Below are 19,657 nucleotides of genomic sequence, written 5' to 3' on the forward strand. Positions count from 1 at the left end.
TCATTTAACCTCGACCGACCTCTCACGCCTCACCGCCGCCCCTTCCGGTCCAGCCACGCCACGAACCGCAGCACCTCGGTCACTGAAACCCGGTCCTGCTCCGCCAGCTTCATCTCGCCTGTCACCATCTTGCGATAATCCTCGTCGAAGGTGCGCGAGGCGCGTTCGAACATCAGGCTCTGCAGCGCCGCGCTGGCGATGTCGGCGGCCTCCTCGAAGCGACGGGCGAAGTCGGCGTCCAGTGCGCGGCGGCGGTGGATGGTGGAAGGGCTGATGCCGACGCTCGCCGCCGCCAGCCGCACGTTGCCCGTCGCCGAGAAGGCGGCGAGGAAGTCGGCCTCGCCCGCCGCCGTCAGGCTTCCTGCCGGAACACGGCGGAATTGCGCGGGCCGTCCGCCGCGTGCGGGCACGAGCCGCAGCGTGCCGCTCGCCGCACGGGCGCCCTCGCCGCCTTTGGGCTCGGCGTGCCCGCGCTCGCGAAACCGCGCCAGCGCCTCGACGCATTTGGCATCGAACAACGGATCGCGCTTGCGGCGTTTGTAGAGACCGTTGGGCACCCTACCGATGCACTGCGCGGCAAAGGCGAAATTCCCCGTCGCCGCGAGCCGCTTGAGAAACACCGCCAGTTCGGCATCGGTCAGCTTGCGCCCCGCGCGGGCGCTCGTCGCATGTGTAGGATCGGGTCTCATGCTCAGAAGGAGCAAAGCAATTCCTACATTGCAAGCCTCCAGCTTCCCGCTCTTCCACTGCGAAACCGGAACGGCGCACCTTCGCGGTCCGTTGGCGCGGGACAGAAGGAGAAAATCCATGTTCGGATGGGCTATCATGTTTGCCGTCGTCGCGCTGGTCGCCGCGATCCTCGGGTTCGGCGGCATCGCCGGCGCGCTGGCCGATATCGCGATGGTGATCTTCGTCATCGCGCTGCTGCTCACCGCGCTCTTTTTCTTCCTCGGCTGGAAGGCCGGAAAGAAGCTGACCTGATGGGAAGACGCAAAGAAAAGGCCGGAGCGACGTGCGCCCCGGCCTTCCTCTCTCTCGTATGAGACGATCCGTTAGTCGTATTGCTTCTCGAGCATGTCGGTCAGGCGTTCGCCTTCCTTCACCTCGGCATAGCCCGCTTCGATGAGCATGCGCTCCTGCGGATCGAGGTCGTCCTTCTTGAGCGCTTCCTCGAACTTCTTGGCCAGATAGTCTTCGCCTTCCTCGGCACGTTCGGTCGCGGCTTCGTCGCCATTCTCGAACAGGTTCGAGGCTTCGACCCAAAGCTGGTGCAACTTGCCGGCGGTCGTGCCCTTGGTCACGAGTTCCTCGCCGCGACGCTCGAGTTCGGCATTCATCTTGGCGACCAGCGCCTGGCGCTTGGTGGCCTGCTCGTTGAGCACCTGCTTCAATTGCGGGCTCTCGGCCTTTTCGGCCGCCCGTTTATACCCTTCGACCGAATCGAAGGTCGTGTCGGTCAGCGTTTTCAAAATGGTCGCCATGATATGCTACTCCTTTGTTTTCGTTTCATGATCTCAACGACCGGCAGTCAGCCATCGCTCCACGGCTCGGCGCTTGCGGGCATCGGATCGGCGAAAATGCGCGATGCGTGCGGCAATGCGCCCCGATGTTGCATTCGCGGCGCATTGTCGCTATCGGCAGCGCCGTTCCATCGAAAGATGAAGCTTCGCGCGGGAGGGCTCGCCTCACGGCAACCCGCTATTACCGCTTAACATGAGCCCCGGCACGCACCGGGGCGACAGTGTGAAAGGAGGCCATCATGGCCAAGAAGATCAGCGGCTATATCAAGCTGCAGGTGCCAGCCGGCGTCGCCAACCCCTCGCCCCCCATCGGGCCGGCGCTGGGTCAGCGCGGTGTCAACATCATGGAATTCTGCAAGGCGTTCAACGCCGCCACGCAGGATCTTGAAAAGAACATGCCGATCCCGACGACCATCACGGTCTATGCGGATCGCAGCTTCTCGTTCACGACCAAGACCCCACCCGCCAGCTTCCTCCTGAAGCGCGCCGCCAAGCTCAAGAAGGGTGCGACTGCGCCCGGTACCGACATCGCCGGCACCATCAAGCGTTCGAAGGTCCGCGAGATCGCCGAGCAGAAGATGGCCGACCTCAACGCCAACGATCTCGATCAGGCAACCAAGATCATCGAGGGCAGCGCGCGCTCGATGGGTCTCGAAGTGGTGGAGGGCTAAGGACATGGCGAAGAAGCTCACCAAGAAGCAGCAGGAACAGTATAAGAAGGTCGACAACGACGAGATCTACTCGGTCGACCAGGCGATCAAGCTCCTCAAGGACGTCGCCTCGGCGAAGTTCGACGAAACCGTCGAAGTCGCGATGAACCTGGGTGTCGATCCGCGTCACTCGGACCAGATGGTGCGCGGCGTCGTCGCCATGCCCAACGGCACCGGCAAGACGCTGAAGGTCGCCGTGTTCGCCAAGGGCGACAAGGCCGAGGAAGCCGAAGCCGCGGGTGCGGACAAGGTCGGTGCCGAAGATCTCATGGAAGACATGCAGAACGGCAACCTCGACTACGACCGCGTGATCGCGACCCCCGACATGATGGGCGTCGTCGGCCGTCTGGGTAAGGTGCTGGGTCCCAAGGGCCTGATGCCGAACCCCAAGCTCGGCACGGTCACGCCCAATCCGGGCGAAGCGGTCAAGGCCGCCAAGGCGGGTGAAGTCCAGTATCGCGCCGAGAAGAACGGCATCGTCCATGCCGGCATCGGCAAGGCGAGCTTCGACGAAGCCAAGCTGCGCGAGAACTTCGACGCCTTCGTCGGCGCGATCATCAAGGCCAAGCCCTCGGGCGCCAAGGGCCGCTATGTCCAGAAGGTCGCGATCACCTCGACCATGGGTCCGGGCCTCAAGCTCGACCTCGCGGACATCGAAGGCACGCAGGCGGCCAAGGAAGCCTAAGCCTTCCAGCTTTGCTGCAAACGAACGGGGCCGGTGGCGATTTCGCTGCCGGCCTTTTTCGTTGCGCACCCCGTCTGGCGACGCGGCCTTTCCGCCGTTTGCGCGTTCACAGCGCCATGGAAAATATCGGTGTCGATCTCGAAGAGATGAAGCGCGTCCCGCTCGCGGACGACCATGTCGAGGCTATCCGCGCCATCTCGGCCCATCGTCACTACGACGAAGGCGAGATGGTCGCCGAGGTCGGTGATCCCATGGATCGGTTCGTGTACGTGCTCGAGGGGGAGATCGAGGTCGTCGATCCCTATTCGGGCGAGCGGCTCATGGAGAGCAGCCTGGGGCCCACGCAATTCATGGGCGAACTGGCATTCCTGAACGCGGGCAGCTTCACGCTTCCCATGCGGGCCGCGGAGCCGACGCAAACCCTGGAAGCGCCGCGCGAGAAGATGCTCGAATTGATGAGCAAGGTGCCCGAACTGTCCGACCATGTGATCAGCGTGTTCGCGGCGCGGCGGCGCAAGCAGTTCGAGGATCACCGCAGCTCGATCAAGCTCATCGGCGCCGATCGCGACCCCAAGGTGCAGGACGTCGCGCGCTTCCTGTCGCGCAACCGCATTCCGTTCCAGACCTACGACCTCGACGAGGCGGAAGACGAGGGGCTGCGGCTGTGCAAGCTGGTCGATCACGAGCCCGCCGTTATCTTCGCGCAGGACATGGTCATCGACGATCCCACCCCGCGCAAGGTCGCACAGCTATTGGGGCTCGATCTCAACGTCCGCGAACGAACCGAAGTCGACCTCCTCGTCGTCGGCGGCGGGCCGGCGGGGGTTGCGGCGGCGGTCTATGCGGGCGCCGAAGGGCTGAGCGCGCTGGTGATCGAGGACACCGCCATCGGCGGACAGGCGGGCACATCGAGCCGGATCGAGAATTACATGGGCTTTCCGACCGGCATCTCCGGTGCCGACCTCGTCTACCGCGGCCAGGTGCAGGCGCTCAAGTTCGGTACACGGTTCGTCATGCCGCGTCGCGTCGTCGGCATGCGGCGCGACGGCGAGCATCTTTTCTGTGCGACGCTCGATCATGGCGATGAAGTCTGCGCCCATGCGGTCCTGGTGGCGACGGGTGTCCAATATCGCCGGCTCCCGCTCGACAGGCTCAAGGAGTTCGAGGGCGCGGGCATCTACTATGCCGCGACCGAGATGGAGGCGCGCTTCTGCCGCTCGCGCCCGGCGATCATCATCGGCGGCGGCAATTCGGCAGGCCAGGCGGCGATGTATCTCTCGCGACACGCAAGTTGCGTGCATATCCTCGTGCGCGGGGACAGCCTCGGCGACACCATGTCGACCTATCTTCGCGAACGTCTCGAAGCCGACGACGGCATCCGCATTCACTACAACAGCGAAGTCACCGCGCTGCACGGCGAGAAGAAACTCTCGTCGGTCACGATCAGGGACGGCGACGGCGAGCGCGAGGAGGAGTGCGCGGGGCTCTTCATCATGATCGGCGCGGCGCCCAACACCGACTGGCTTTCGGGCCTGGTCGATCTCGACGCCAATGGGTTCGTCGAAACCGGCGCCGATGTCGGCAGGGAGATGGCGTACGAAACGAGCGCCACGGGGATCTATGCGGTCGGCGACGTGCGCGCCGGCTCCGTCAAGCGCGTAGCCAGCGCGGTCGGCGAGGGATCGGTCGTCGTGAGCGCGATCTGGAGCCATGTCGCGACCTGTCACGAGAAGCTCGGCAAGGAGCCGCCCGGCCGCATCGACGATTGACTTGGAGGCCTTGGACGCGGCACGCCTCCCCACCTTGGCCATTCCAACATCGGGAGCGCGCGTGCGGCTCGGCATCATCACGGACGGCGAGACGCTGGCGTTCTGGGAGCGCGAGGCGATCCGGCGACTGCCCGCCGGTACGACGCTCGTTCCGCTGGTCGCGAACGAGCCGCCTGCGCTTACAAGGCAGTGGGCACGCCACGCGGGCTATTATGCGCTCAATCTCCTGGCGGTACGCAACCGGATGACACGCCGCGTGCCGCTCGACTGGGATACGATCGGGCATCCGGTCGAGCCGCCCGTCTCGTTCGTCCCCGAGGCCGACGGCGCCTGGGTGCGGATGCCGACAGCCTTCCTCGCACGACTGCGCGACCTCGATCTCGATGCGATCTACAAGGGCGCGCTAAATCTCCTGCGCATCCCGCCGCCCGACGCACTCTCGACACCGATCCTGTCCTATCATCACGGCGATCCCCGCACCTATCGCGGGCGTCCCGCGGGCTTCTACGAGCTCGAAGCGGGCGAGGTGCGGATGGGGCAGATGGTCCAGATCCTATCGAACCGTCTGGACGGGGGCGAAGTGCTGGCGTTCGCGCAAACACCGGTGGTCCCGCACAGCTACCGGGCGACGCTCGAACGTGCCTACGCCGCATCGCCTTATCTGCTCGACGAGGCGCTGGAGCGGCTCGCGACAGGCGAGCGGATCGAGATGGCGCGGGAGGGGAGGAACCATCGTCTTCCATCGAACGCGACGGTCGCGAAGGTCGGCGCGCGGTTGGGAGCATCGAAGGTGCGCCGCGCGGCCTATGGAGCGTTCGTAGAGAAAAAGTGGCGGGTTTCGACGCTCGAGATCGGCGATATGCCGCTTACCGAGGCGCTAACGATCCTCGAAGAACGCCGCGCCGCGTGGCAGACGTTGACCGTTCCGCCCGGATACGCCTTCACCGCCGACCCCTTCTTCCACGACGACCGCGACGACCGGATCGTCGAAGCGCTCGACGCGCGGACCGGAAAGGGACAGCTGTTGCGGTTGGGCGGCGGCACCTCCGAGCGACTGACCGACGGCGCGAACCATTGGAGCTATCCCTCGAGCTTCGTCTGGCAGGGCGAGCGGCTCCTGCTCCCCGAAATGGAGGCGAGCGGGCGCCAGCAGGCCTTCGCGATCGATCGCGGCAAGCTCGTCACGCGATTCACGCTGAACATCGACGAGCCGGCGCTGGTCGATCCGACCCTGCATGTCACCGACGAAGGGTGCTTCCTGTTCGCGAATATCGCGGGCGAGGCCAGCGGGGTGCTGCGCTTGTGGAGCGCCGATCTACCCGACGGGCGCTTCGAGGAACATCCCGCAAGCCCGGTGCGCGTTTCGAGCGCAGGCGCGCGAATGGGCGGCCCGATCCTGCGTCAGCGCGGCACCCTCTATCGGATCGGGCAGGATTATCGCCGTGCCTATGGCGACGGGCTCATCCTGTTCGAGATCGAGGAAATGACGGCGACCGGCTATCGCGAACGTGAAGTGTCGCGGGTCGCCTTTGACACGGTGTCAGGCCCGCATACGCTCGACCTGCGCGACGGCCTGTTGATGTTCGACTGGTACGAGGATCGGCTCAGCCCGCTCGCGGGCGTCCGTCGCCTGGGGGCGCGGATCGCTCGCTAGCGCAGCTGGCTATCCTTCGAGCCGCGGCGGTTGATGGCGCTATGCCGGACTTGCGCGTCGCGGCCCGACTGGCATTCGACGCAGGTCCGCACCCCCGGCAGCGCCTCGCGGCGGCGCGGCGGGATGTCCTCGCCGCATTCCTCGCATTCCTCGAGGCTCTCGCCCTTTGCGAGCCGTGCGCGGGCGGCGGCGACCGCGTCGCTCACCGTATCGTCGATCTGTTCCTGCACCGCGCCGTCACGCGTCCAGCCGCCCGCCATGGTCCTATTCCTTGTCGATCTGGTCGAGCACGCCGAGCTGCTGGGCGAGGCCGAGTTCGTCGGTCGAGCCCCACCGTTCGGTGCAACGGCCCTGATCATCGAACTTCGCGAGCTGGACAGCGGCCACCTCGAAGGTCTTGCCGGTCGGCGCTGCGCCTTTCCATTCGCCCTTGTGCGTGCCCGACAAGGTGTAGCGCATGGTGACGTAATCGTCCGTGGCGACGAGTTCCTTCCCCTCGCCCTTGAGGTCGGGGAAGCTCTTGTGCATCGAGCGGAAGAAATCCTTCAGCCCTTCGATCCCCGGTCCCTGGTCGGGCGCGGGATCATGATCGACGAAGGAGGGGGCGAGCAGTTCGTCGAGCACGTCGTATTTCTGGTTGGTGGCGACTTCCTCGCCCCAGCGTTCGACGCACTTGCGGTTGGCTTCCTGGCCCATAATTTTTCTTCCTTTTCGATGACTTACTTGGTCTCTCAATGACTGGGACGCCGCATCGATCCCTCCGGCGCAGGGTTGACTCCCCGGCCGATATGCGTAGGAAGCGAGCCGAAGCCGCCCCCGGGCGGTTTTCTCGTCCGAGACAGTCGCTGGGCCAGCCCTTAATTCGCGACCTAGACGGGGACGAAGAAAGACATGTTCCGGCCCGCCGCTCCACGAGCGCTGCAGCCGAACCGGTCGATCCCCTCCCCCTTGGACTTTAGCCTCGTCGGCCTGGCCGTCGAGGCGACGCGTCTTTGCAATGGTGCAAAGGTGCGAACGCAATGGGAGTTAAGGCATGGATCGTCAGCAAAAAGCTGATCTGGTCGCCGAGCTCAAAGCCGTCTTTGCGGAGACGGGCGTCGTCGTCGTGACCCGGAACAACGGGCTCACGGTCGCGCAGTCGTCCGACCTTCGCAATCAGATGCGTGATGCCGGTGCCCAGTTCAAGGTTGCGAAGAACCGCCTCGCGCTCATCGCGCTCGAAGACTCCACCTACCAGCCGATCAGCGACCTGCTCAAGGGTCCGACCGCGCTGGCCACCTCGGCCGATCCGGTCGCGGCGGCGAAGGTGGCCGTCAATTTCGCCAAGGATAACGAACAGTTCGAAATCCTCGGCGGAGCGATGGGCGACACGGTCCTCGACGTGAATGGCATCAAGGCACTCGCCGAACTGCCCTCGCTCGATGAACTGCGCGGTACGCTTGTGGGCCTCATCAACGCCCCGGCGACGAAGATCGCACGGATCACGAAGGAGCCCGCGGGTATGCTCGCGCGCGTCCTGAGCGCGAAGGCTGCGGCCTGATCGAACTTGGTTTGGTTGAATACACACTTTCGGGCGCAATGAGCCCACATGGAGATACAAATGGCTGATCTGGATAAAATCGTAAAAGACCTCTCGGAACTTACCGTCATGGAAGCCGCCGAGCTCGCGAAGAAGCTTGAAGAAGAGTGGGGCGTTTCGGCCTCGGCCGCCGTCGCCGTTGCCGGCCCGGCCGCCGGTGGTGGCGAAGCCGCCGCTGAAGAAAAGGACGAGTTCGACGTGATCCTCACCGGCGACGGTGGCAAGAAGATCAACGTCATCAAGGAAGTCCGCGCGATCACCGGCCTCGGCCTCGGCGAAGCCAAGGCGCTCGTCGAAGGCGCGCCGAAGCCGCTCAAGGAAGGTGCCAACAAGGCCGAAGCCGAAGAGATCAAGTCGAAGATCGAAGCGGCCGGCGGTACCGTCGAGCTCAAGTAAGCGTCTTCTCGAGTATTTCGAGACGTGAGAAAGGGGCGGCTCTCCCGACAGGGAGGGTCGCCCTTTCCTTTTCGGCGCCGCGCTCATAGCCTCGCGCCCCGATGGACCGCGCTCCTTCCGACACCGCTGCCGCCCGCGAGCGCGCTGCCCTCGAAACGGCGCTGGTAGCAACGGCGGGAGGAGACCGCGCGGCGTTCCGCGATCTCTATCGCCGCACCTCGGCGAAGCTTTTCGGCATCGTGCTTCGTATCTGTGGCGAGTCGTCCGCGGCGGAGGACGTGATGAGCGAGGCCTATCTGACGATCTGGAAGCGAGCCGAGAGCTACGAGCCCGGCCGTGTGAGTCCCATCACCTGGCTCTCGACCATCGCGCGTAACAAGGCGATCGACTGGCGACGTCGCGCGTCCAACCGTCCTGCCCCGCGGCTCGATGACATCGTCGAGCCCACCGACCGCCGGCCCCTTGCCGATCGCACGCTCGAACGGGCCGAGGAAGATGCGCGGCTCGAGCGATGCGTCGAGGCGCTCGGCGATCCCGGTGCGCGCTACGTACGGACGGCCTTTTTCGGCGGGCTGACCTATTCGCAGTTGGCGGAACGAGAGGACATTCCGCTGGGGACGATGAAAAGCCGGATGCGGCGCGCGTTGATGGCGCTGAAGACCTGTATGGAAGACTGAGAGATGAGCGAGGATACCGACATGCTGGCCGCCGAACTGGCGCTGGGACTGCTGGAGGGCGAGGAACGCGAGGCCGCGCTCCGACGCCAACTCCACGATCCCGCATTCGGCGCCGAGGTGGCGCGCTGGCGCGATCATTTCGCGACTTTGTTCCCACGCATCCCAGCAGAAGAGCCCTCCGCCTCCCTGGAGGAACAGGTCATGCGGGCCACCTTGCCGTCGCCCGCCAACGATGCACGGCCGTGGCGTTTCGGCACGGTCGCGGCGAGTGCGGTCGCACTTGTGCTGGCGGGATTGCTGGTGTTCCAGTCTCCCGAGCCCGCGATCCCCACGGGGGAACCGGTCGTGACGGCCAGCGCGCCCATGATGGCCAATTTCACCATCGCGGGCGCCGACGCGCCGCGCGTCGGCATCTACGACGGTGGAGCGGAGACGCTGATGATGCCGGGCGATATGCCGATCCCCGAGGGTCACAGCGCGCAGCTATGGGCCGAAATCGACGGCAAGGCGGTAGCGCTCGGAACGTTCGATGTCGTCGACGGAGGCGTCAAGGCCCGCACGACGCGCCACCTCCCCGAAGGCACCGTCCTGATGATCACCTTCGAGCCCGTCGGACAGGCGCCGACCACGCCTTCCGGAGAGGTCGTGGCCGAAGGTATTCTCACGGCAGTCTGAGCTTGGCGCGCGGCGATTCGATCATCCGCTGCGCATCAGTCCCCGTATCTCCGTTCGCTCTCCCCCTCGGGAGCGATGCAAAAAGGAGAACGACCTATGAACACGCTGATGATCGCCGCGGCGCTGCTTTGCACAACCGCCAGCCTGCCCGCTGCCGCGCACGACCACCACGACCAGCCCGATATCGTTGCCGCCGCTGCCGCCAACGACCAGTTCGAAACGCTTGTCGCCGCGGTGAAGGCCGCGCATCTGGTGGAAACGCTGCAGGGCGACGGACCCTTCACCGTCTTCGCGCCGACCGACGCCGCCTTCGCCAAGCTGCCCGACGGTACCGTCGGCGAACTGGTCAAGCCCGCCAATCGCGACACACTCCGCTCGATCCTCACCTATCATGTCGTGGCTGGCGAGTTCAAAGCCGCCGACGTGCTGAATCTGGTAGAGAACCACGGCGGACGTGCGGCGATCCCCACCGTTCAGGGCGGCGAACTCGTTGCCAGCCTATCGGGCGGCGAACTGATTCTGACCGATGAAAAGGGCAACCGGATCGCGGTCACTAAAACCGATCTCGATGTCTCCAACGGCGTCATCCACGTGATCGACGGCGTGTTGATACCTTAAATTTGCATTCAGGCATACGCGACGCGAGGAGGTCGCGCCGGTCCGGTACCGGCGCGGCCTTTTTTTCACTCAAACTTCAGTTTTTGCGTGATAAAGCTTGGGTCATGTTCTCGTCCCGCACCCGTGGTCGCTACGATAGCGATGTCGAACGCGCATTCATCCGTGCGATGATCGACCGGGCGAATGCGTCGATCGTCGCCAATTTCGTCGGGCTCGCGATTCTCGGTTATTCCTGCTTCGTCCTGCCGTTCGGACGCGCGCTCGCCATTGCGGTCGCGCTGCGCGTGATTGCGGTGATTGTGACGGCGTTCAACACACGCAGCCTTCTCGGCGCGATCGAGAACGAGCGCCCCATCACGGGCCTCGTCAATCGCTTCGCGCTCGGCATGAGCTTCGCGGGCCTGACCTGGGGCGGGCTGTTCTGGGCGGTACCGGTGGAGGAGTTGACCAGCCTCGGCGGCGTCCTCGTCCTCACGGTGCTGCTCACGGGCGTCAGCCTCGTGGTGGCGACAGCCTCGCCGGTACCACGCGTGGTCCTCACCTTTCTCGCCAGTTTCGCGGTGCCGATGGTCTTGTGGCTCGTCGCGGTCAGCGGCTCGCTCGGCTTCGGGCCGCTCATCACCATCGTGGCGATCAGCTTCGCGATCCTTTCGTTCAGCTTCGGCCTTACGAAGGAAGCCCAGAAGACCGGCCGCCTCGTCGTCGAGAACAAGCGTCTGGCCGATGCGCACGAGGCTCTTGCCGAACAGTTGCGGGCGACGGCTGCAGAAAAGGAACGGCTCGCCAATCACGATCCGCTCACGGGCCTCATGAACCGCCGCGCCTTTCAGCGCACGATCGAGCGGATCGCCTCCGATGGCGAGCGCGACCATTGGTCGGCGATCCTCGTCGACCTCGACCATTTCAAACGTGTCAACGACGCCGCCGGCCACGCGGGGGGCGATGAGGTGCTGTGCGCGGCCGGCAACCTCTTCTCAAGCACGGCCGATGCGCTTCCGGACGAGGCCTTCGCGGCGCGGCTGGGCGGCGAGGAGTTCGCCATTATGGTCAGGGGCCTTCGCGACGCGGCGGTGCGCGATGTCGCCATCTCGATCGGCGCGCGGCTACGCGTCGTCCCCTCGCCGGAAGGCTTCGACGGCATCATCAGCGGATCGATCGGGACGGCGCGCTGGCAGGCCGACGAGCCCTTCGAGAAATGCTTCGCGCGTGCCGACGCGGCCCTGTACGAGGCCAAGACGACGGGGCGGGACCGCGTGGTCAGTGCCAACGGCACTCCCGACCTGCCCTATCACGCCCCGACCCCCAAAATCCGCGGCGTGGCCTGAACCTCATTCGCCGCCCGAGACGATCCGGGGCGGCGCGGCGAAGGGCTTGATCCCGAAGGACGGGTAGATGTCGGCAGGAAAATAGACCCGGCCGTCCTTGGCCACCATGCTGATATTCTTGAGTTGCTTGAGGTCTTGCGTCGGGTCGCCCGCGACGAGGAAGAGGTCGGCGAGCTTGCCGCGTTCGATCGAACCCAGATCCTCGTCCTGTCCCATGTATCGCGCCATGTCGATCGTCGCGCGCGCCAGCACCTCCTCGCGGCTCATGCCCAATTGTTCGAAGAGCTGCAGTTCGCGGTGGAGCGCATGCGCGCCGCCCATGTCGGTCCCCGGCACGAGCATGATGCCGCGCTCGTGCATCTGCGACAGCACATCCTTGATGAAGTCATATGCCGCGACATATTCGGCGCGCTCGGCCGCATTCTCGGTTCCGAACAGTTCCTGCCGCATCGAGCGCTGGGTGGCGGCGGGCATGTTCTCGTAGATGTCGATGAAACCCGGCCCGACCACGCCATTCTCGGCCGTCAGTCCCAGCTCATGGATGACCAGCGTCGGATCATGCGCGACATTGTTGGCGACCATCGCATCCAGCGTTGCCTGCACTTCGGGCGCATCGGCACCGAGGTCGGGGAAGCGCTTCATCGCAGTGAAGCGGAACAGCGTGCGCGTGTCCTCGTCATGCTCGATGACCCAGCCGAGCATCGCTTGGTTGGCGTGGGTGATCTCGTCATAGCCGAGCGCGATCATCTCGTCGGCGGTGGCAAAGGCGGGGATATGCCCGTGGACCTTGAGGCCGAGCGTCTTCGCTTCCGCGATCGCCGCCGCGTTCCACTCGGGTTTCATCGAATTGTAGAGCTTGATGCCCCAGAAGCCGCGGGCGGCATAGTCGCGCACGGCCTGCACCGCAGCCGCTTCGCTGTCGACGAGGATGCCGGTGCGCGAGGAAAAGTCGCTCTTGCCCTCGATGAAGCCCGACCGCGTGATCCGCGGCCCCGCGATCTCGCCCGCCTCGATGCGCGCGATCAGCGCATCGAGCACGTCGTTGCGATTGCCGACGTCGCGAATGGAGGTGATGCCGGCGAGGATGTTGGTGAGCGCGCTTTCCTGCCCGACATGGCCGTGCATCTCGTAGAGACCGGGGACGAGCGTCCCGCCCTCCCCGTCGATGATCGTCTCGCCCTTGGTCGCGGGCGATCCCGACGGCTCGATCAGTGCGATGCGATCGCCCGCGATGACCACGTCGTGCGGACCGGTGCGGCGTTTGGCGATGCTGTCGAAGACATGCACATTGGAAATACGGACGGGACCATCGAAATTTCTGGCATGTTCGGTCTGCAGGTTCGACAGCCGCTCGGCGCTATAATCGGCGGCGCGGTCGCGCAGCCGCTTTTCCGCGCTCTCGTAACCCTTACGGACGGCCGCGCTCCCGGGTGAGGCGCTTGCGAAATAGCGGCCTTGCGCATCGAGCGTGATATAGCTCGGCGTCTGGTCGAGACCGCTCATCTCATAGGTGATGGTGTCGAGCGGACCGTCCTCGCCGTCATAGGTGTGGCGCTCCAGTTCCTTCAGCCGCGCGGTTCCGCCCGGGAGGACCGGCAATTCCATGCCGGGGGCGTTGACGAGCAATTCGGCGAGACCCGTCGCGCTTCCGGATTGCGAGATGTAGAAGGCCAGCGCATCGCTCTCGCCGCCGCCTGCCGCGTCCTGCCAGACCGCACGGCCGTTCTCGAACGTGAAGCGCTCGTCGATCGGGCTGCCGAACGTCGTGGTTCCGGTCACGGTCCAGCTGACGGGGAGACCTTCCGCGTTCAGCTGCACGACTTCCTGCGTCGTCGGCCCGCGTCCGTTCTGCTTGATGTCGGTTTCGATCTCGATCCGTTGCCCGTCGCGGTCGATCTTGACGTAGCCGATGTCGGCATCGTTGGTGAGGACGCGATATTCGCTTTCCTGCGCGAGCACGGTGGCGGGAAGCGCCAGCGCGGTGGCGGCGAGCAGCATGGTCTTGAACATGGCGAAACGATCCCCCTTCATCGGTGTGTCGGCGGAACGATTGCGCTCCGCCGCGCCGATGACAAGGGGTTCAGTTGCGCCCTTCGGTCACCGATTGCGCGAGTTCGGCGCCGAGCAGCAGTGCGTAGGCGGTGAGATAGAGCCACAACTGGAGGATGACCACCGCGCCGAGCGCGCCGTAGGTCGCATTGTAGCTTCCGAAATTGGCGACATAGAGGGCGAAGGCCATGGTGCCCACGCCGATGAGAAACGCGGCCACCGCAGCGCCGCCGACGGCTCCCTTCCTGCCGGGCCGCCCCGCCGCCGGAGCGAAGCGGTAGATGAGCGAGAGGCTGAACAGCGCGATCAGTCCGAAGCCCAACCAGACGCCCCATTTCAGCAGCGCCTGTCCCCATCCCGGAAGACCGGGAAGGAGGTTCTCGACGAACCCCAGTAGCGCGATCGCGCCAAAACCCGACAGCATCGTCACGAGCAGCAACAGGATGATGAGGATCGACGCACGCGTCTGCGAAATGAACCCGCGCTTGGTCTCGGCATGGTTCACGATATTGAGCGCGACGATGATCGCCTTGGCCCCCTTGGTGGCGCCATAGATGGCGGTCGCCAGCGCGAGTACGAGCCCCAGCGCGGTCTTGCCGTTGTCGCCCGAGGCGAGGCTCTGCATCTGTTCGATCACGATCTGCGCCGCGCTCTCGGGCAAGGCGCGGGCAACGGCACCCGCCTGCTTCACCGCATCGCTCGGATCGGCGAACAGGCCGTAGGTGAGCACCATCGCGGCGAGCAGGGGCACGAGACTCAGGAAAGCATAGAAGGCGACCCCCGCCGCGAGCAGCCCGACATTGTCTTCTGTGGCGCGGCTCCAGCTGTCTCGGGCGGTGTCGACGATCTGCATGGAACCCCTAACGGACGCATCGCGCAAAAAGATGCCCGCCAATCAAAGCGAATATGTTACGGTATCGCAACCTTTGGAACCTGGAATGCCTAAGCGCTTTGATTCGGCAAAAGCAAACCGAATTCGAAGGTGTATGATGAAAGTGTTTCTGACTGGCCTCGCCGCCGCCGCCACCCTTGCTCTTTGCGCTGCCGATCCGGCACTGGCCTCCGACGCGACCGGGAACGACAATCTCGTGACCGAAGCCGCGATGGGCGACTTCTACGATCGCGCCGGTACGACCACGCTGGCTGCTGGCGACTACCGCTGGTTCTCGGATGCCGCCGGCGACGATGTCGAGATCGTCGTCGATCTGTCCGAGCAACTGGCCTTCGTCTACGACGGCGCCGATCTTGTGGCGGTCTCGACCGTGTCCACCGGCAAGAAGGGCCACGAGACGCCCACCGGCAGCTTCGAGATCCTCCAGAAGAACGAGGAGCATTACAGCAACCTCTACGACAACGCCCCCATGCCCTTCATGCAGCGCCTCACCTGGGACGGCATCGCGCTTCATGCGGGCGCGGTAAAGGACCAGCCCGCCAGCCACGGCTGCGTGCGCCTGCCCCACGAATTCGCCGAAAAACTGTTCGGCGTGACGAAGACCCGGCAGACGATGGTACACGTCGTCGCGTAATCCGTGGATCTTTCGTCTGTCGGCAGGGCGTCGTCGTGCAATCGGCGGCGCCCTTTCAGACTCGCGAGCCCTTGCAAAGTCCGGTCGCGATGTTAAATAGGACTTATCCAACACATGTGGCTCCGCCGCAGCACCCGCTGCGCCCGGGGCCTTCCTGCCTTTCCGGGCCACTTCCCAATTTGCGCATGGGGAGAACGAATGGAAGGGAGAAACAGGACAAGCGCCGGACTTTGAACTGAGGGCCCGCGACGCATGATGGCGCGCGCCCGTAGCGCCAAGGAATTTCATGGCTACCCAGCAAAAAGACGTGCCGACCACCCAGGGTCGCTCGATGAAGTCGCGCCGGATCCGCAAGATCTTCGGCAACATCCACGAAGTCTCCGAAATGCCCAACCTCATCGAGGTTCAGCGCGAATCGTATGAGGACTTCCTGCGTTCCGACAAGCAGCGCGACTACGTTTCGGGTCTGGAAAAAACGCTGCGGAGCGTCTTCCCGATCCAGGACTTTGCTGGCACCGCCCATCTCGATTTCGACGGCTACGAGCTGGAAAAGCCCAAGTTCGACACCGAAGAGTGCCGCCAGCGCGGGCTGACCTATGCCGCGCCGATGCGCGTCACGCTGCGCCTCACCAGCTTCGAGATCGACCCCGACACCGAAGCCAAGTCGGTCATCGATATCAAGGAGCAGGATGTCTACATGGGCGACATGCCGCTCATGACCGAGAACGGCACTTTCATCATCAACGGCACCGAGCGCGTCATCGTCTCGCAGATGCATCGTTCGCCCGGCGTGCTGTTCGACCATGACCGCGGCAAGACCCACGCGAGCGGCAAATATCTCTTCGCTGCGCGCGTCATCCCCTATCGCGGCTCGTGGCTCGACTTCGAGTTCGACGCCAAGGACATCGTCAACGTCCGTATCGACCGCAAGCGCAAGCTGCCGGTCACGACGCTTCTCTATGCGCTGGGCCTCGATCATGAGGAAATCCTCGAGCATTTCTACGACCGCGTGACGTGGAAGCGCGGCAAGAGCGGCTGGGAACTGCCGTTCAAGGCCGACGCATGGCGCGGCACCAAGCCGACCTACGATCTCGTCGACGCCAAGACCGGCGAAGTCGTGTTCGAAGCCGGCGAGAAGATCACCCCGCGCAAGGCCAAGAAGGCCGAAAGCGACGGGCTCGAAACGCTCGTCATTCCGACCGAGGAAATCTTCGGTCGCTTCTCGGCCTACGATCTCATCAACGAGAAGACGGGCGAGATCTACATCGAGGCAGGCGACGAAGTGTCGGCCGAGAATCTCGAGAAGCTCGACAAGGCCAAGATCAAGTCGATCGAACTGCTCGACATCGACAACAACACCGGCCCGTGGATCCAGAAGACGCTGCAGGCCGACAAGGCCGAGGATACCGACCAGGCACTGGCGGACATCTACCGTGTCATGCGCCCCGGCGAACCGCCGACCCGCGAGACCGCGGACGCGCTCTTCTACGGCCTGTTCTTCGATCCGGAGCGCTACGACCTCTCGGCCGTCGGCCGCGTGAAACTGAACATGCGCCTCGACCTCGACGCCGAGGACACGGTCACCACGCTGCGCCGCGAGGATATTCTCGCGGTCGTGAAGCAGCTCGTGGACCTCAAGGACGGCAAGGGCGAGATCGACGATATCGACAACCTCGCCAACCGCCGCGTCCGTTCGGTCGGCGAACTGCTGGAAAACCAGTATCGCGTCGGCCTCCTGCGCATGGAGCGCGCGGTCAAGGAGCGCATGAGCAGCGTCGACGTGTCGACGGTCATGCCCAACGACCTCATCAACGCCAAGCCCTCGGTGGCCGCGGTGCGCGAGTTCTTCGGCTCCTCGCAGCTTTCGCAGTTCATGGACCAGACCAACCCGCTGTCCGAAGTCACCCACAAGCGTCGTGTCTCGGCGCTCGGGCCGGGCGGCCTGACGCGTGAGCGCGCGGGCTTCGAAGTCCGCGACGTCCACCCGACCCACTATGGCCGCATCTGCCCGATCGAGACGCCCGAAGGCCCGAACATCGGCCTCATCAACTCGCTCGCCAGCTTCAGCCGCGTGAACAAGTACGGCTTCATCGAGACGCCGTACCGCAAGGTCATCGACAACAAGGTCACCGACGAGGTCGTCTACCTCTCGGCGATGGAAGAGCAGAAGCACACCATCGCGCAGGCCAATGCCGAACTGACCGACGACGGCAGCTTCGTCGAGGAAATCGTCTCGAGCCGTCAGGCCGGCGAATTCCTGATGGCGCAGCGCGACATGATCACGCTGATGGACGTCAGCCCCAAGCAGCTCGTGTCGGTCGCCGCATCGCTCATTCCGTTCCTGGAAAACGATGACGCCAACCGCGCGCTGATGGGCTCGAACATGCAGCGTCAGGCCGTGCCGCTCGTCCAGGCCGACGCGCCGCTGGTCGGCACCGGCATGGAAGAAACGGTTGCGCGCGACAGTGGCGCCGCCATCGCCGCCAAGCGTTCGGGCGTGATCGACCAGGTCGACGCCACCCGTATCGTCATCCGCGTGACGGAAGACATCAAGGCGGGCGAAAGCGGCGTGGACATCTACACGCTCCAGAAGTTCCAGCGCTCGAACCAGAACACCTGCATCAACCAGCGTCCGCTGGTGAAGGTCGGCGAGAGCGTCGAGGAAGGCGAGATCATCGCCGACGGTCCCTCCACCCAGTTCGGCGAACTGGCGCTGGGCCGCAACGTGCTCGTCGCGTTCATGCCGTGGAACGGCTACAACTACGAGGACTCGATCCTCATCTCCGAGCGCATCGTGAAGGACGACATCTTCACCTCGATCCACATCGAGGAATTCGAAGTCGCCGCCCGTGACACCAAGCTCGGCCCCGAGGACATCACCCGCGACATTCCCAATGTCGGCGAGGAAGCGCTGCGCAACCTCGACGAAGCCGGGATCGTCTACATCGGTGCCGAAGTGCATCCGGGCGACATCCTCGTCGGCAAGATCACGCCCAAGGGCGAAAGCCCGATGACGCCGGAAGAAAAGCTCCTCCGCGCCATCTTCGGCGAGAAGGCCAGCGACGTGCGCGACACCTCGCTGCGGCTGCCGCCGGGCGTCGCCGGGACGATCGTCGACGTGCGGACCTTCAACCGTCACGGCATCGACATCGACGACCGCACGCGCGCCATCCAGGCCGAGGAAAAGGATCGTCTCAAGAAGGACGCGCACGACGAGAAGACCATTCTCAACCGCGCGACGTTCAACCGTCTCGCCGAGCTGCTCGTCGGACAGACCGCGACCGCGGTTCCCAAGGGCATCAAGAAGGGCGCGACGCTCGATCCGCAGATGCTCGAAGGCGTCGAACGCAAGCTCTGGTGGAAGATCGCCGTCAAGGACGATGCCGCTCAGGCCGACCTCGAAGCCATGAAGGCGCAGTATGACGAGGCCGTCGGGCGCATCGACGCCAAGTATGAGGATCGCGTCCAGAAGCTGGAAGCGGGCGACGAGCTCCCCCCGGGCGTCCTCAAGATGGTCAAGGTCTTCGTCGCGGTAAAGCGCAAGCTGCAGCCGGGCGACAAGATGGCCGGCCGTCACGGCAACAAGGGTGTCATCAGCCGGATCCTTCCGGTCGAGGACATGCCGTTCCTCGAGGACGGCACCCATGCCGACATCGTCCTCAATCCGCTGGGCGTGCCGTCGCGCATGAACGTCGGGCAGATCTTCGAGACGCACCTCGGTTGGGCCGCGCGCGGCCTCGGCCAGCAGATCGGCGGCCTGCTCGAGGATATCCATGCCAAGGGCAAGGACATCGCGTCAAAGGACCTTCAGGGCGTCAAGGAGCACCTCAAGGGCGTCTACGGCGAAAAGTATCACGCCGAGATCGACGGGCGCGATGAAGAGAAGACGATGGAGCTCGCGCAGAACCTCGTCTACGGCGTGCCGATGGGCACCCCGGTCTTCGACGGAGCCAAGCAGGAAGATGTCGCCGACATGCTCGAGAAGGCCGGTCTCGACCGGTCGGGACAGGTCACCCTGTTCGACGGGCGCACCGGCGAGGCCTTCGACCGCAAGGTCACCGTGGGCTACATCTACATGCTCAAGCTGCACCACCTCGTGGACGACAAGATCCACGCGCGTTCGATCGGGCCGTACAGCCTCGTCACGCAGCAGCCGCTGGGCGGCAAGGCCCAGTTCGGCGGCCAGCGCTTCGGCGAGATGGAGGTCTGGGCGCTCCAGGCCTACGGCGCCGCCTACACGCTGCAGGAAATGCTGACGGTGAAGTCCGACGACGTGGTCGGCCGCACCAAGGTCTACGAGGCGATCGTCAAGGGCGACGACACGTTCGAGGCCGGCATTCCCGAGAGCTTCAACGTGCTGGTCAAGGAAATGCGCTCGCTCGGCATGAGCGTCGATCTGAATTCGGTTGCCGAAGACGACGACGAAGATGGCGACACCCCTGCCATCGCCGCCGAGTAAGCGAAGAGGAATATA

19 protein-coding genes are annotated in these 19,657 nt (G+C 64.6%); 13 read left to right on the forward strand and 6 right to left on the reverse strand.

From position 1 onward, the window contains the following. Window positions 1-29: 29 nt before the first annotated feature. Entirely contained in the window at window positions 30-689 is a 660-nt protein-coding gene (locus WJS89_RS04145; protein WP_346339654.1) for a hypothetical protein, read from the reverse strand. 118 nt (window positions 690-807) lie between these two features. On the opposite strand from WJS89_RS04145, the gene WJS89_RS04150 reads away from it, so the two are divergent. Then, window positions 808-981, forward strand: a complete 174-nt coding sequence (locus WJS89_RS04150) for a DUF1328 domain-containing protein (RefSeq protein ID WP_346339655.1) — start codon at window positions 808-810, stop codon at window positions 979-981. A gap of 71 nt (window positions 982-1,052) precedes the next feature. Here WJS89_RS04150 and WJS89_RS04155 read toward each other — a convergent pair whose 3' ends face one another. Then, window positions 1,053-1,481 carry a ferritin-like domain-containing protein gene (locus WJS89_RS04155; RefSeq protein WP_346339656.1) on the reverse strand — a complete coding sequence of 143 codons (429 nt, stop codon included), beginning with the start codon at window positions 1,479-1,481 and terminating at the stop codon, window positions 1,053-1,055. Window positions 1,482-1,759: 278 nt separating this feature from the next. Here WJS89_RS04155 and rplK point away from each other — a divergent pair, with 278 nt between their 5' ends. From rplK to WJS89_RS04175, 4 genes are all read left to right on the forward strand, one after another. Continuing rightward, window positions 1,760-2,191, forward strand: coding sequence for a 50S ribosomal protein L11 (gene rplK / locus WJS89_RS04160; protein ID WP_346339657.1), 432 nt, complete (start codon window positions 1,760-1,762; stop codon window positions 2,189-2,191). Window positions 2,192-2,195: 4 nt separating this feature from the next. After that, complete coding sequence (gene rplA / locus WJS89_RS04165; protein ID WP_346339658.1) at window positions 2,196-2,915, forward strand: 50S ribosomal protein L1; 720 nt, start codon at window positions 2,196-2,198, stop codon at window positions 2,913-2,915. A gap of 116 nt (window positions 2,916-3,031) precedes the next feature. Continuing rightward, on the forward strand, window positions 3,032-4,684 hold the full coding sequence (locus tag WJS89_RS04170; protein WP_346339659.1) for an FAD-dependent oxidoreductase: 1,653 nt from the start codon (window positions 3,032-3,034) through the stop codon (window positions 4,682-4,684). A gap of 34 nt (window positions 4,685-4,718) precedes the next feature. After that, window positions 4,719-6,338 carry a glucosamine inositolphosphorylceramide transferase family protein gene (locus WJS89_RS04175; protein WP_346339660.1) on the forward strand — a complete coding sequence of 540 codons (1,620 nt, stop codon included), beginning with the start codon at window positions 4,719-4,721 and terminating at the stop codon, window positions 6,336-6,338. Here the strand turns inward: WJS89_RS04175 and WJS89_RS04180 are convergent. Continuing rightward, window positions 6,335-6,598, reverse strand: a complete 264-nt coding sequence (locus tag WJS89_RS04180; protein WP_346339661.1) for a DksA/TraR family C4-type zinc finger protein — start codon at window positions 6,596-6,598, stop codon at window positions 6,335-6,337. The genes WJS89_RS04175 and WJS89_RS04180 overlap by 4 nt on opposite strands. A 4-nt stretch (window positions 6,599-6,602) precedes the next feature. Further along, window positions 6,603-7,034, reverse strand: a complete 432-nt coding sequence (locus tag WJS89_RS04185) for an ester cyclase (protein ID WP_346339662.1) — start codon at window positions 7,032-7,034, stop codon at window positions 6,603-6,605. 337 nt (window positions 7,035-7,371) lie between these two features. Here WJS89_RS04185 and rplJ point away from each other — a divergent pair, with 337 nt between their 5' ends. The 6 genes from rplJ to WJS89_RS04215 all read left to right on the forward strand — a co-directional run bounded on the left by rplJ (window position 7,372) and on the right by WJS89_RS04215 (window position 11,608). Continuing rightward, on the forward strand, window positions 7,372-7,878 hold the full coding sequence (gene rplJ / locus WJS89_RS04190; protein WP_346339663.1) for a 50S ribosomal protein L10: 507 nt from the start codon (window positions 7,372-7,374) through the stop codon (window positions 7,876-7,878). Between the two features lie 60 nt (window positions 7,879-7,938). Beyond that, window positions 7,939-8,313 carry a 50S ribosomal protein L7/L12 gene (gene rplL / locus WJS89_RS04195; RefSeq protein ID WP_346339664.1) on the forward strand — a complete coding sequence of 125 codons (375 nt, stop codon included), beginning with the start codon at window positions 7,939-7,941 and terminating at the stop codon, window positions 8,311-8,313. 101 nt (window positions 8,314-8,414) lie between these two features. Beyond that, the gene (locus WJS89_RS04200) at window positions 8,415-8,990 is read left to right on the forward strand and encodes a sigma-70 family RNA polymerase sigma factor (RefSeq protein ID WP_346339665.1); all 576 of its coding nucleotides are present in this window, start codon (window positions 8,415-8,417) and stop codon (window positions 8,988-8,990) included. Between the two features lie 3 nt (window positions 8,991-8,993). Continuing rightward, window positions 8,994-9,665, forward strand: a complete 672-nt coding sequence (locus WJS89_RS04205; RefSeq protein ID WP_346339666.1) for an anti-sigma factor domain-containing protein — start codon at window positions 8,994-8,996, stop codon at window positions 9,663-9,665. A gap of 96 nt (window positions 9,666-9,761) precedes the next feature. After that, complete coding sequence (locus WJS89_RS04210) at window positions 9,762-10,283, forward strand: fasciclin domain-containing protein (RefSeq protein ID WP_346339667.1); 522 nt, start codon at window positions 9,762-9,764, stop codon at window positions 10,281-10,283. A 104-nt stretch (window positions 10,284-10,387) separates the two neighbouring features. Further along, the gene (locus tag WJS89_RS04215) at window positions 10,388-11,608 is read left to right on the forward strand and encodes a GGDEF domain-containing protein (protein WP_346339668.1); all 1,221 of its coding nucleotides are present in this window, start codon (window positions 10,388-10,390) and stop codon (window positions 11,606-11,608) included. Between the two features lie 3 nt (window positions 11,609-11,611). On the opposite strand, the gene WJS89_RS04220 is transcribed toward WJS89_RS04215, so the two are convergent. Continuing rightward, window positions 11,612-13,618 carry an amidohydrolase family protein gene (locus WJS89_RS04220; protein WP_346339669.1) on the reverse strand — a complete coding sequence of 669 codons (2,007 nt, stop codon included), beginning with the start codon at window positions 13,616-13,618 and terminating at the stop codon, window positions 11,612-11,614. Between the two features lie 70 nt (window positions 13,619-13,688). Then, window positions 13,689-14,510, reverse strand: coding sequence for a YihY/virulence factor BrkB family protein (locus WJS89_RS04225; RefSeq protein ID WP_346339670.1), 822 nt, complete (start codon window positions 14,508-14,510; stop codon window positions 13,689-13,691). 133 nt (window positions 14,511-14,643) lie between these two features. Between WJS89_RS04225 and WJS89_RS04230 the strand changes: the two genes are divergently transcribed. Both WJS89_RS04230 and rpoB read left to right on the forward strand, forming a co-directional pair. Then, window positions 14,644-15,183, forward strand: a complete 540-nt coding sequence (locus WJS89_RS04230) for a L,D-transpeptidase family protein (protein WP_346339671.1) — start codon at window positions 14,644-14,646, stop codon at window positions 15,181-15,183. A 286-nt stretch (window positions 15,184-15,469) separates the two neighbouring features. Continuing rightward, window positions 15,470-19,642, forward strand: coding sequence for a DNA-directed RNA polymerase subunit beta (gene rpoB / locus WJS89_RS04235; protein ID WP_346339672.1), 4,173 nt, complete (start codon window positions 15,470-15,472; stop codon window positions 19,640-19,642). Window positions 19,643-19,657: the final 15 nt, after the last annotated feature.

This window comes from Sphingomicrobium aquimarinum, from assembly GCF_039655735.1.
Lineage (GTDB): Bacteria > Pseudomonadota > Alphaproteobacteria > Sphingomonadales > Sphingomonadaceae > Sphingomicrobium > Sphingomicrobium aquimarinum.